The organism is Acetobacter tropicalis, from assembly GCF_030644465.1.
Classification (GTDB): Bacteria; Pseudomonadota; Alphaproteobacteria; order Acetobacterales; family Acetobacteraceae; genus Acetobacter; species Acetobacter tropicalis.
The window spans coordinates 1,642,563-1,655,497 of the sequence record NZ_JAUYUW010000001.1 but is presented as its reverse complement, the minus strand read 5'-3'; the positions used below and the strand labels follow the sequence as shown (position 1 = coordinate 1,655,497).

Annotated in this window: 12 protein-coding genes; 9 read left to right on the top strand and 3 right to left on the bottom strand. The window is 55.3% G+C overall.

The genetic code is table 11. From position 1 onward, the window contains the following. Window positions 1-3 precede the first annotated feature (3 nt). Window positions 4-1,551, bottom strand: coding sequence for a glucose-6-phosphate dehydrogenase (zwf, locus tag QWU00_RS07335; RefSeq protein ID WP_035378920.1), 1,548 nt, complete (start codon window positions 1,549-1,551; stop codon window positions 4-6). A 162-nt stretch (window positions 1,552-1,713) separates the two neighbouring features. Here zwf and QWU00_RS07330 point away from each other — a divergent pair, with 162 nt between their 5' ends. The 9 genes from QWU00_RS07330 (at window position 1,714) to QWU00_RS07290 (ending at window position 10,552) form a co-directional block, all read left to right on the top strand. Beyond that, the gene (locus QWU00_RS07330) at window positions 1,714-2,736 is read left to right on the top strand and encodes an aspartate-semialdehyde dehydrogenase (RefSeq protein WP_006557557.1); all 1,023 of its coding nucleotides are present in this window, start codon (window positions 1,714-1,716) and stop codon (window positions 2,734-2,736) included. 138 nt (window positions 2,737-2,874) lie between these two features. Beyond that, window positions 2,875-3,348 carry a succinate dehydrogenase, cytochrome b556 subunit gene (gene sdhC / locus QWU00_RS07325; RefSeq protein WP_035378917.1) on the top strand — a complete coding sequence of 158 codons (474 nt, stop codon included), beginning with the start codon at window positions 2,875-2,877 and terminating at the stop codon, window positions 3,346-3,348. 1 nt (window position 3,349) lies between these two features. Continuing rightward, on the top strand, window positions 3,350-3,766 hold the full coding sequence (gene sdhD, locus QWU00_RS07320) for a succinate dehydrogenase, hydrophobic membrane anchor protein (RefSeq protein WP_006557559.1): 417 nt from the start codon (window positions 3,350-3,352) through the stop codon (window positions 3,764-3,766). 95 nt (window positions 3,767-3,861) lie between these two features. Next, complete coding sequence (gene sdhA / locus QWU00_RS07315; protein WP_006557560.1) at window positions 3,862-5,673, top strand: succinate dehydrogenase flavoprotein subunit; 1,812 nt, start codon at window positions 3,862-3,864, stop codon at window positions 5,671-5,673. Between the two features lie 36 nt (window positions 5,674-5,709). Continuing rightward, entirely contained in the window at window positions 5,710-6,492 is a 783-nt protein-coding gene (locus QWU00_RS07310; protein ID WP_006557561.1) for a succinate dehydrogenase iron-sulfur subunit, read from the top strand. A gap of 236 nt (window positions 6,493-6,728) precedes the next feature. Next, on the top strand, window positions 6,729-8,252 hold the full coding sequence (locus QWU00_RS07305) for a hypothetical protein (RefSeq protein ID WP_052051242.1): 1,524 nt from the start codon (window positions 6,729-6,731) through the stop codon (window positions 8,250-8,252). A 93-nt stretch (window positions 8,253-8,345) separates the two neighbouring features. Then, complete coding sequence (locus tag QWU00_RS07300) at window positions 8,346-8,855, top strand: GNAT family N-acetyltransferase (protein ID WP_035378915.1); 510 nt, start codon at window positions 8,346-8,348, stop codon at window positions 8,853-8,855. A gap of 89 nt (window positions 8,856-8,944) precedes the next feature. Then, window positions 8,945-9,607 carry a tyrosine-protein phosphatase gene (locus QWU00_RS07295; protein ID WP_035378913.1) on the top strand — a complete coding sequence of 221 codons (663 nt, stop codon included), beginning with the start codon at window positions 8,945-8,947 and terminating at the stop codon, window positions 9,605-9,607. A gap of 30 nt (window positions 9,608-9,637) precedes the next feature. Further along, a complete protein-coding gene (locus QWU00_RS07290; protein ID WP_035378911.1) occupies window positions 9,638-10,552 on the top strand; it encodes a DMT family transporter in 915 nt (304 codons plus the stop codon). Between the two features lie 116 nt (window positions 10,553-10,668). Here QWU00_RS07290 and QWU00_RS07285 read toward each other — a convergent pair whose 3' ends face one another. Both QWU00_RS07285 and gap read right to left on the bottom strand, forming a co-directional pair. Beyond that, window positions 10,669-11,892: a phosphoglycerate kinase gene (locus QWU00_RS07285; protein ID WP_006557567.1), complete on the bottom strand. Its 1,224-nt coding sequence runs from the start codon at window positions 11,890-11,892 to the stop codon at window positions 10,669-10,671. After that, window positions 11,892-12,914: a type I glyceraldehyde-3-phosphate dehydrogenase gene (gene gap, locus QWU00_RS07280; RefSeq protein WP_035378909.1), complete on the bottom strand. Its 1,023-nt coding sequence runs from the start codon at window positions 12,912-12,914 to the stop codon at window positions 11,892-11,894. Before gap ends, QWU00_RS07285 begins: the two co-directional genes overlap by 1 nt. Between the last annotated feature and the right edge of the window lie 21 nt (window positions 12,915-12,935).

The following is a 12,935-nucleotide window of genomic DNA, read 5'->3' as shown; positions in this document are numbered from 1 at the left end:
GCCCTATTCTTTTAATTGAGAGAACGGTGCCCAGCAGCGGCCATCCCGTGCCAGCAGGGCGGATGCTGAGGCTGGGCCGTCCGTGCCCGCCTTGTAAGGTTCGGGCGGCGTAGGGTCTTTGGCCCATGCCTTTAAAACCGGGTCCACTGCCCGCCAGGCGGCTTCTATATTATCGGCACGCTGAAACAGGGTGGCGTTGCCTTGCAGGCAGTCATACAGCAAAGTCTCATACCCGACATTGGGTATGCTGCCGAAGGCTTGTTCATACCGGAACTGGGAAACAACTTCCTTCACTATGGTTTCCGGGCCTGGCTGCTTGGTATTGAAGTGCAGATCTGCTCCTTTTTCTGGACGAATATTATAGACAAAGCGGTTAGGAGTCTGGGCTGCGCCCTCTGCCGTATGAAAAAGCGGATGAGCTGTCTGTTTGAACTGCACCACAATTTCCGTCACGCTGGAGTCCAGCGCTTTGCCCGTGCGCAGGTAAAACGGCACCCCTTTCCAACGCTTACTGTCAATTTCGATCTTCAGCGCAGTATAGGTCTCGGTCCGGCTGTCGGGGGAAACGCCCTTGCTGTCCCGATACGCGGGAAGGATGCGCCCCTTTATCAGACCCGCTTCATATTGGCCTCTCACGGCATTTTGGGGAGAAATGGGCCGGATAGCCTCAAAAACCTGCTGTTTGGCGTTTCGAATGGCTTCTGGTTCAAGCGATGCCGGAGGTTCCATGGCTACCAGCGCCAGAATCTGGAACAGATGGTTGGGCACCATATCCCGCAGGGCTCCCGTGGCGTCATAGAACACGCCGCGGCCTTCTACCCCCAGTATTTCTGCGGCGGTAATCTGGATATGATCAATATACTCGCACCGCCAAAGCGGATCGAACAGAAGGTTGCTGAAGCGGAGGGCAAGCAGATTCTGAACGGTTTCTTTCCCCAGAAAATGATCAACCCGGTAGATCTGTGATTCCTGAAGGAAGGAGAGCAGGTGCGCGTTCAGCGCCTGAGCGGACTGGAGATCCGTTCCAAACGGTTTTTCGATAACCAGCCTGCGGAATCGATTGTCTGTTTCCTTTAAAAGACCGGCCTTGGCGAGCGTTTCTGCCGCAGGTTCAAAAAAACGCGGTGGCGTGGCCAGATAGAAAACAGCATTCCGATCGCCAATATCCCGAGCAAGGGTGCTAACAGCGTCAACTGACGTAAAATCCAGTGCCTGATAGGTCATGCGCTCGGTAAGCCAGGACCAGGCGGTTTCATCTATTTTGGGTGTATAGAATTCCGCATGGCTGTCCTGAGTGAACGTCTCCATCTTGGCGCGCAGGGAGGCTTTCCATGAGGCGGATGTCAGGTCTTCCGCACTGACGCCAATAATCCGGAAGTCATCAGGCAGGAATTTGTTACAGGTGAGGTCATACAGGGCCGGAACCAGCAGCCTGTGGGTCAGATCTCCCCCCGCGCCGAGAATGACCAGCGTGCCCGCCGGTGCCGGTTGCGTGGCGGCCGGAGCAACAGGAGCCCCCGCCGGGATGCATGTGGGTGAAAGCTGAACCAAGACCGCTCTCCTTTATGCGTGGGCGACTCCACAAGGGGCGCCTTTTGAAAAACAGGGCTTTTTATGGTCCTGCCGGGAGAGGAACAATTCCATTTATGTCCAGTTTGGTCTAGGTTCGCGGCCCGGTCAGGCATTCAACAAGAATAGAAGATAGGGAACGTTATGGGGTATCGGGTTGCAGTTGTCGGAGCCACAGGTGCGGTTGGGCGTGAAATCTTAAAGACACTGGCGGAGCGGGAGTTCCCGGTTGACAAGATTGTGGCCCTGGCATCTCCCCGCTCTACCGGGCGTGAGGTTTCTTTTGGCGATAAGGTTCTGAAAGTACAGAACCTTGAAACCTTTGACTTTACGGGGTGGGACGTTGCCCTGTTCTCCCCAGGTGGGGCTGTTTCCGCCAAATATGCGCCGGTTGCCGCCAAGGCAGGGTGCGTGGTGATTGATAACACCTCCCACTTCCGTATGGAGCCGGACGTGCCGTTGGTGGTGCCGGAAGTGAACCCGGATGCCCTGAAGCGCATGAAGCGCAATATTATTGCCAACCCGAACTGTTCAACCATTCAGATGGTGGTGGCGCTTAAGCCCCTGCATGATCTGTTTACGCTCAAGCGTGTGGTTGTGGCCACGTATCAGGCCGTTGCGGGCGCGGGCAAGGACGGCATGGATGAACTGTTTGCCCAGACTCGGGGCAGTTTTGTGAACGATCCGCCCAAGATCGAACAGTTCCAGAAACAGATCGCCTTTAACTGCATTCCACAGATTGATCGCTTCATGGATGACGGCGCCACCAAGGAAGAGTGGAAAATGGCCGTGGAAACCAAGAAGATTCTTGATCCCGATATTTCCGTGATTGCAACCTGTGTGCGGGTTCCGGTGTTTATCGGTCATTCTGAAGCGGTGGTGGCCGAATTTGAAGAACCTGTGGATATCAAGCGTGCGCGTGAAGTGCTGCGTGAGGCAGATGGCGTGATTCTGCGCGATGAGCGTGAAGACGGCGGATATGTGACTCCAATTGAATGCGTTGGGGAAGACGCAACCTATGTTTCACGCCTTCGTGTCGATCCCACTGTTCCCAACGGTCTCGCTTTCTGGTGTGTGTCCGATAATCTGCGGAAAGGTGCGGCTTTGAACGCGGTTCAGATTGCCGAAACCATGATCGCTCTGGACCTCCTTCCCAAACACGGCTGAGTGAGGCGGCCCCGCCTCTCGGTGTCGTGTTGCCTGGTTGAATTGACCACTCTGCGGGTGGGGCGTAGGACGAAATCAATGCAGAAACGCTGGCACTAAGCCAGTGTAGGGATAGACGGACGGGATACGAGGCTGACAATGCAGGATATCCGGAAGGCCCTCTACGTAGGGAGCCGAAGTGACGGCAGACTCATTCAGCGGCCTATGTCGCCGCATCTGCAAATTTACCGCTATCGGCTCTCTATGGTTCTTTCCATTTCGAACCGATTGACCGGTGTTGCAGCAACAGCGGGAGCGGCCTTGGGCGTGTTCTGGCTTGCCGCAGCCGCCAAGGGGCCGAAATCTTTTGAAACGGCACGCAAGGTTACAGGTAATCCGGTTGGCCAGCTTCTGCTGGTGGGATGGCTGGCTTCTGTTGTGTACCACACGGTGGGCGGCATCCGCCATCTGATCTGGGATAGCGGTTACCGCTATGACAAGACGGAAATCAACAAGGATGGGCCGGTTGCTGTTGGTGTTACCGCTGGGGTGAGCACGGTTCTGGCCGGTGCCCTTCTGTGTGTGGCGGGTGGCCGGGCACGTTCCCGCGCCAAGGCAAGGAAGGCAGGCTGACATGAACGCTTCTGTTTCTCATATCGAGGTCATGCGCTCCCAGCTTGGCCGAGCACGTGGGCTGGGCGCAGGTGGATCAGGCGTAGGGCACTGGTGGGCGGAGCGTGTTTCCGCAGCGGCTCTTCTTCCTCTTTCAACGTGGTTTGTTGTTCAGATGTTCCGTCTTGGCGGGGCTGATCACGCGGAAGTGGTGAAATGGGGCGGCAAGCCGGTGAACGCCACAATGCTTACCGCACTGATCATCACCACATTCTACCATGCCCAGATGGGCCTGCAGGTGATTGTGGATGATTACGTGCATGGCAAGGCGCACCTGCCCACGCGAATTCTGGTGAAAATCGGAACGTCTCTGATCGGACTTCTGGGCGTGTTTGCGGTCATCAAGCTGGTGGCGGCGGGCAACAGCCAGAAATCCTGAAAAAACTCTGAGCCTTGTGCCGCCTGCCTGACAGGATCTGCGCGGCACGAACCTGAAGACATGACAGGCCGAACGCACATGGGAGCGCCGTCACGATGAATGCCAATACCTCTCCGTCACGGGGAGCCTACCGGATTATTGACCACGCTTATGATGTTGTGGTTGTGGGTGCAGGTGGATCCGGCCTGCGTGCTACGCTGGGCATGGGGGCTGCTGGCCTCAAAACTGCCTGCGTGACCAAAGTTTTTCCCACACGGAGCCATACCGTTGCCGCCCAGGGGGGTATCGGGGCCTCTTTGGGAAATATGGCGGAAGATAACTGGCGCTGGCACATGTATGACACCGTAAAGGGGTCTGACTGGCTGGGTGATCAGGACGCCATTGAATTCATGTGCCGTGAGGCCGTGCCCGCCGTGCAGGAACTGGAACATTTCGGTGTGCCGTTCTCCCGCACGGAAGAAGGCAAGATTTACCAGCGCCCGTTTGGCGGCCATATGAGCGATTACGGCAAGGCCCCTGTGCCACGTGCCTGCGCTGCTGCCGACCGAACCGGCCATGCCATTCTGCATACGCTGTACCAGCAATGCCTGAAACATAACGTTGAGTTCTTTGTCGAATACTTCGCCATTGATCTTATTATGGATGATGAAGGCGCCTGCCGTGGCGTTGTGGCGTGGTGTCAGGATGATGGCACGATCCATCGTTTCAATGCCAAGATGGTTGTTCTGGCAACCGGTGGATATGGTCGCGCCTATCAGTCCTGCACCTCAGCCCACACCTGCACGGGTGATGGCGGCGGCATGGCCATGCGTGCTGGCCTGCCTACGCAGGATATGGAATTTGTGCAGTTCCACCCGACTGGTATCTATCCTGCCGGCTGTCTGCTGACGGAAGGTTGCCGTGGTGAAGGTGGGTATCTGACAAACTCGGAAGGCGAGCGCTTCATGGAGCGTTATGCGCCAACGGCCAAGGATCTGGCATCGCGTGACGTTGTTTCTCGCGCCATGACCATCGAGATCAAGGAAGGCCGTGGTGTTGGTCCGAAGAAAGACCATATCATGATGCATCTGGAGCATCTGGGGTCTGATCTGCTGCACCAGCGTCTGCCGGGCATTATTGAAACCGCCCGTATCTTTGCTGGTGTGGACGTGACCAAGGAGCCTGTGCCGGTTCTGCCGACCGTGCATTACAACATGGGCGGTATTCCTACCAATATTCATGGTGAAGTTGTCCGTCCAACGGCTGATAATCCTGATGCCGTTGTGCCGGGCCTGATGGCGGTGGGTGAAGCTGCCTGTGTGTCCGTGCATGGGGCTAACCGTCTGGGCACGAACTCCCTGCTCGATCTGATCGTGTTCGGGCGTGCGGCGTCCAAGCGTGCAGCAGAAGTTGTGAAGCCCACGGACTTTGTAAAACCTTTGCCAGCAGGGGCAGGTGAAGCCGCACTCGATCGTCTGGACAAGCTGCGTTATGCCAAGGGTGGAACCAAAGTCTCCGCCATGCGTGATCGTCTCCAGCGTGACATGCAGACCCATGCTGCCGTGTTCCGTACGCAGGAAAGCCTGCAGGAAGGCGTGGACAAGATTCACGAAATCTGGGGCGGTTTGGGTGATATCTCCGTTTCTGACTCATCACTGATCTGGAACAGTGATCTGATGGAAGCTCTGGAGTTTGAAAACCTTCTGGCTAACGCGACAGTAACCCTTGAAAGCGGTCTGGCCCGACATGAAAGCCGTGGCGCCCACGCGCGGGATGACTTCCCCGACCGTGATGACAAGGAATGGCTGAAGCATTCCGTTTCCTGGCTGGATGACAAAGGCAGCGTATCGCTGACTTACCGTCCGGTTCATATGAAGACACTCACCAATGATGTTGAGGTCTTCCCACCCAAAAAGCGCGTTTACTGATCTGTCGGCACGAACGGGCGAATAAGGGAGGTAAAGATGGTCGAACTCAGACTGCCGCGCAACAGCGAGATCGGGAAAGGCAAAACCTTTCCCGCGCCAGCCGGGGCCAAAAACGTTAGAACATTCAAGGTGTACCGTTGGACACCGGATGATGACAAAAATCCGGTTGTTGATTCCTACGAACTGGATCTTGATACAATCGGACCGATGGTGCTGGACGCCATTATCCATATCAAGAACGAAGTGGACCCTACGCTGACATTCCGGCGTTCCTGCCGTGAAGGAATCTGCGGGTCCTGCGCCATGAACATTGATGGTGAAAACACGCTGGCGTGTCTGAAGCCTATCAAGGACATCAAGGGCGATGTGCGCATCTATCCGCTGCCGCATATGCCGATTGTCAAGGATCTGGTGTCCAACCTTGATGGTGCTTATGCTCAGTTGCGTTCCATTGAACCGTGGATGAAGTCTGACAGCGCGCCGCCGCCGGATTCAGAACGCCGCCAGAGCATTGAAGAACGGGAAAAGCTGGATGGGATGTGGGAGTGCATTCTGTGCTTCTGCTGCACAACCTCCTGCCCGTCCTATTGGTGGAACGGTGACCGTTATCTTGGTCCGGCCGTGCTTCTGGCAGCGTATCGCTGGATTGCGGACAGCCGTGATGAACATACGGGCGACCGCTTGGATTCTCTGGAAGATACGTTCAAGCTGTATGCCTGCCGTACCATCATGAACTGCACCCAGACCTGCCCCAAAGGCCTGAATCCGGCCAAGGCAATTGGGCGTATCAAGGAACTTCAGATTGAGCGGAAGCTCTGACATCAGTCAGAATGGTTTTCGTTGCAGTCTGTCAGAATGAGGGTCTGCTTTAGGGAGAGAAGGCCTCTATTTTGAAACGTAAAGCCCCCACGCTGTTTAGGTACAGCGTGGGGGTTTGTTTTTTTGCGTCTTCTGAAATGCATAAGGATGGGTGGGACACAGACTCTTGCGTGATATGGCAGGCGCAGTCAGGTCGCTGAGCGGCACTTATCATCATGAGGGAGTATTCAAGCAGAATGGCTTCTTTTGCCAAAATGAAGCAGAAAGGACTGGAGACTTTGGCCTGCGTGCCAGAGCTGGCACGAATGCCTTCGTTCCTGTTCTGGGTCCTCATGATCCTGACGGTCTGCTATTTTGTCAGCGACAGCATTCTGCCTTTTTCAAATGGAGATATCGCATATTATGTGGTGGTAGGGCGCGGTATGCTGCGCGACCATCTTCTACCTTACACCTATGCTTTTGATCATAAACCTTTGGGCGTCTATCTGGTTTATGCGGTGTGGGACTATATTGTTCCCCTTCCTTACGGAAAATTCGAACTGTTAGCCTGTGTGCTCATGGCGGCCTTTGTGCTGCTCTGCCGCATTTTTGGGTCGTTCAACAACTGGTTGGCCTGGCTGATATTAACAGTGGGTGGTTCTGTTTTTGGTGTTCTGGATGGGAATACCGAAACGGTTTTGGTGGTAGGGGAAGCCCTATTTCTCAGGCTGCTTTATAAAGGCAATACTCAGGGAGACCCCTTCCTTTTCTTTGTAGCAGGCCTGGTTTTTTCCGGTGTTGTGAACGTCAATTACCTTTCTGCCGTCTGTCTTTTCCTGCCGTCCTTATTGCTCTTTCTGGCACCTGGATGGTTTCGTCTCAAGCATATCATGCTGGCAGCCATGGGGCTGGTAGTGGGGCTGCTCGTTCTGTTTTCTCCTTATCTGGTGGAAGGACATGGGGCATTACAAACGTATTTTTCCATGCAAAGCGCATTTCTGCATCACTATGGCGCGTCTTTAAAAGCCCGTATGCGGAGTGTGCTGTGGTGCGGCATTTATACGGCGTTGCTCTTTCCGGTGCTTCAAGGCTGGTTCAAACGTTTTCCGCTTAGTCTACATGGGACAGCGAGAAAAACACTTCTGCTGCCGTTGTGGTTTTTGTCTTCTGTGCCTGCGGTTATCCTGTCGGGGCATCCGTTTGAGCACTATTTTATTCTGTGCTTTGCGCCGGCTGCCATCATGGCGGCGATTCTGTTCGAGAAAAGCTACGCCTTCCCAAAGTATAGCTTGTTACCCTTCGCATTGTTTTCCATAGGCTATATGGTTCAGGACACCCGGAAAATCCTGAATGAAAGACTGTATTACAATCGGGTGGACTACGCGTTTCTCTCAAAAGAAATAGGAACGCAAAAAGTTCTGAATATCCGGGCAGATCATACCGCATTCTATTCGGCGGATTTGCGACCGTTTGATGTGTATCTGTTTCCAACACACATCGATATTGTGTTCGGAAAAGAAAATGCGTGGAAACACTACATGCAGGATCTTGTTCGCGGGCCAGCGTATGTGCTCACGCCGTATGATGGGTGTGCCCGCAATCAGGTTGAACCAGTTGTGTGCAGGTGGCTGACAACACATTACAAACGGATATATTCTCTGAACACACGGGGGGTTCACACTGAAAAAGCCCAGCGTTTTTCGCTTGATCTCTATAAGCTGGTGTTATCTGAGAGGAGCGGTTACTTGAAGGGGGCCGCACCATTACTGAAACAAGACTGATTTTCTTAGAAAGGCAGCAGGGGTGTTCATGATGCAGTCAGAAGATATTGCAAACAGTCCTTTTCGTTTTCTGGAAAGTTGAAAAGGCAGATTATGTTGGTCAGGAATGCAACGGAACAGGACGCAGTAGCCATAGCGCGCATCTATAATCACAATGTTCAGTTCAGTACGGCGATCTGGAACGAGAGAGTGGTGGATGTTTCTGACCGCGTGAAATGGATCAGAGACCGGCAGGCCGCAGGCTATCCAGTGCTGGTTGCGCAAGGTGAGGCGCAGGAGGTGGTGGGGTATGCCAGTTTCGGCCCATGGCGGCCATTTGATGGATACCGGCACACGGTTGAGCATTCCGTGTATGTTCACCCGAACCATCAGCGCAAAGGAATTGGTCGTCTGCTTCTGGAAGCCCTGATCTCGCGTGCCAGAACAGATGGGCTGCATGTGATGGTTGCCGGGATAGAGGCTGGCAATACTGGTTCCATAGCGTTGCACAAGGTTTTGGGGTTTGAAGAAACCGGCGTGATGACGCAGGTGGGGGTCAAGTTTGGTCGCTGGCTTGACCTTGCGTTTCTGTGCTTGCGGCTGGATGACCGTGCCTGTCCCTGAAAGGCGTGTCGTGCGGAATAGATTGACGGCATGCCCTTGAGGGTGGGACACATCATCACCTCTTTTATGATCAGGAGCTTCGTGCAGTCGTGTTTGACGGCCAACTGACTTCTCTGGCGGGCCGTACACGGGCCTGGACTGATAGCCTGTTTGTAGACCATGCCGTGTTCCGGCTGGTGTGGACCAACTTTCATACCGTTGTGCCGGGCAAGGTGTATCGGTGTAATCATCCGACCCCTGCCCGCCTGAAACAGGCCATGAAGCGCTATCATCTACGTACGCTTGTCAATTTGCGGGGGCACCGGAAATGTGGCTCGGATGCTTTGTCCCGTTCAACGGCGCATAAGCTTGGTCTTGCCCATGTGGACATGGCTTTTGAAAGCCGTGGCGCACCACATCGAGACCGTATTTTGCGGTTCGCGGCGCTTTATCAGAACATTGCTTTCCCCATGCTGATGCATTGCAAATCCGGGGCGGACCGGGCAGGCCTCGCGTCAGGACTGGTGGTGTTGTTTGAGGGCGGAAGTGCAGCGCGTGCGCTCAAGGAACTTTCCTGGCGGTATGGGCATTTTCGTGGGTCGCGCACCGGCATTCTGGACGCCTTTTTCATGCGCTATCAGGCCGAAGCGGAAGGACGCCTGCCGTTTCTGGACTGGGTGCGGGATGAATATGATGAAGTGGCGCTCAAGCGGGATTTTGTCGCCGGCAAACTTGCCTCTTTCATGACGGATCAGGTGCTGCGTCGGGAATAACCGAAAGCAGGCCCCATCAAGGCTGGATGTATGGAGCATAATCCTGCAGTCACCCGAAAGAAGAATCCTTTCCGGCATGGAACAGCCCTTGCTGCGGCGCTGGCGCTTGTTTCCTGGGGGAGTGCGTATCCTGTTGTGCGTATGGCCTTACATAGCATGGCCCCCATTCCGCTGGCTGCTGCACGCTATGCGGTGGCGGCTGTTGTGGCGCTGGCATGGGTGGTCTGGACCCGGCCTCAGTTGCCCCGCATGCAGGATCTGCCGCGTTTTGTGCTGTGTGGCGCAGTCGGCATTACGCTTTATAACATTCTGTTCAATGTAGGTGAGCAGACGGTCTCTTCTGGTGCAGCAAGCCTGCTGATCAGTTTTTCACCCCTTATATCAGCCTTTATTGCGGTTGCGTTTCTGGGGGAACGCCTCTCTTTATGGGGCTGGGTGGGGTCTCTGGTCAGCTTTGCCGGTGTGGTGTTGATTGCACGCAGCCAACCGGGTGGCCTTGCGTTTGGTTCCGGCGCTGCGGATATTGTGGGGGCAGCGTTTTCTGCGGCCCTCTACAACACGCTCCAGAAAAAACTGGTGGCATCTTATGGTGCTTTGGCCACCACGGCATATATCCTGATAGTAGGTGCTGTATTGCTGGCACCTTGGTGGGCCGAGGCGTGGCACAGCCTGAGTATTGCGGGACTAGGCACATGGGGACTAGTGCTCCAGTTAGGTCTGTTTCCCGCAGTGTTGGGCTATGGGGCGTGGGCCTATGTGGTGGGGCATCTGGGCGTGGCGCGGTCTTCGGGGCTGCTCTATCTGCTTTCTCCCACCACGTTGGTGTTGGCGTTTCTTTTGGCCGGAGAAGTGCCCACATTCAGAATTCTGCTTGGCGGCGCCATCATCTTGAGCGGGGTGGCCTTAATGAATGCTAAAGGCCGGAAACCAAAAAGCGCGGAATAGGCAAAAGAGAGGCACGAAAGAAAAAACGCCGGAAGCAGACATGCTCCGGCGTTTTTTGAAGAACCCTTCCTGTTTTTGATCAAAATGAGAAACAGGAAGCGCTTTTCTTAAGGTTTTTAGATGGGAATGGTGCGTTCCAGCGTGGTGCTGATGGCGGTCAGACCCGGTAGAACCTTGCCTTCCAGCCATTCCAGAAACGCACCGCCAGCGGTGGAAACATAGGTCATGTCTTCCAGAACTCCAGCATGGCGCAGGGCGGAAACGGTATCTCCCCCACCGGCAATGGTTTTCAGGGCACCGGCTTTGGTCAGGCGTGCCGCTTCCTGCGCAACAGCGTTTGTGCCTTCATCAAACGGAGGCATTTCAAACACGCCCAGCGGACCGTTCCAGACCAGCGTTTTCAGGCCCGCCAGTTTTTCTTTCAGCAGTTTGACGGTTTCAGGCCCTACGTCCAGCGCCATCCAGCCATCGGGAATATCCGTAACCGGGGCAACAGCAGTGGGGGCTCCGGCCATGAAGTCTTCTGAAAGCACAACATCAACAGGCAGAATCAGCTCGCACTTCTTGGCTTCAGCCTGCGCCATGATCTGGCGGGCCGTGTCCAGCATGTCTTCTTCCTTCAAAGACTTGCCAACCTTGTAGCCTTTTGCTGCGAGGAATGTGTTGGCCATGGCACCGCCAACAGCCAGAACATCCACTTTTTCTAGCATGTTTTCCAAAAGTGCCAGTTTGGTGGAGACCTTGGCCCCCCCAACAATCGCACCAACCGGACGTTCCGGATTTTCCAGCGCAGCATCCAGCGCTGCAATTTCCGCTTCCATCAGGCGGCCTGCATAGGCAGGCAGATGCTCGGCCACGCCAGCGGTGGAGGCATGGGCCCGGTGCGCGGCAGAAAACGCATCGTTCACATACACATCGCCCAGATTAGCGAGGGCTGCGGAAAGATCGGGTGCGTTGGTTTCTTCACCCGGCTGGAACCGGGTGTTTTCAAGCAGAAGAACTTCGCCATCTTTCAAGGATGCAGCAGCAGCTTCCGCATCCGGGCCGATGCAGTCATGCGCAAAGCTGACAGGCTTGCCCAGAGCCGTGGCAAGCGCCGTGGCGATGGGCTGGAGCGACATGTCCGGCACCACTTTGCCTTTGGGGCGGTCAAAGTGGCTGAGCACAATCACCCGGCCTCCCTTGTCTGCCAGTTCCCGAATGGTGGGAACAATGCGCTCGATACGGGTGAAATCAGAAATAACCCCATCTTTCATGGGAACATTCAGATCGACACGCAGCAGGATACGCTTGCCGCGAGGGTCAAGCTTATCCAGCGTGTTGAAAGGGATCATGGCCATTAGAGAGTTCCAAACAGAGCGGCTGTATCAGCCATGCGGTTGGAGAAGCCCCATTCGTTATCATACCAGGAGCAGATACGAACCAGCTTGCCGCCATCCACCAGAGAAGTCTGGGTTGCATCAAACGTGGAGGATGCCAGAGCATGGTTGAAGTCGGAGCTGACCAGTGGCGCATCGGAATACGCCAGAATGCCCTTCAGCGGACCAGATGAGGCCGCCGCCTTGATGGCGTTGTTGACGTCTTCAACAGAGCCCGGGATGTTTTTCGGCACGAAATCAAGGGAGACCAGAGACACATTGGCCGTTGGTACACGAATGGCGGTGCCATCCAGCTTGCCCTTCAGGTGTGGCAGAACCAGCCCCACAGCACGGGCCGCGCCGGTGGAGGTGGGGATCATGTTCAGGCCAGCAGCGCGGGCGCGGCGCAGATCCTTGTGCAGGGTATCCACAGTGCGCTGGTCACCCGTGTAGGAGTGAATGGTCACCATGTAACCGCGTTCAATGCCGAACGTATCTTCCAGAACCTTGGCAACGGGGGCCAGACAGTTGGTGGTGCAGGAGGCGTTGGAGATCACCGTCATATCCGGCGTCAACACGTCCTGGTTCACGCCAAACACGATTGTGGCGTCCACATCTGTTGCGGGGGCGGAGATCAGCACCTTGCGGGCGCCAGCCTTCAGCAGCGGCTGTGCTTTTTCCTTGGAGGTGAACAGGCCTGTGCATTCCATGGCCACATCCACACCTTCAAACGGTACCTTGGATGGGTCACGCTCTGCGGAAACCGTGATCGGGTCCCAGGTGCGGCCCTGTGTCGTGATGATCAGCTTGTTGCCTTCAACGCGCACATCCGCGGGCAGGCGTCCATGCACACTGTCATAGCTGAGCAGATGCGCGTTGTCTTCCACACTCCCAAGATCGTTAATCGCTACAGGGACAACATCGGTCCGTCCGCTTTCAATCAGCCCGCGCAGGACGAGTCGGCCAATGCGACCGAAGCCGTTGATAGCGATTTTGACTGCCATTTGTCTGTTCTCCGTTTTTAT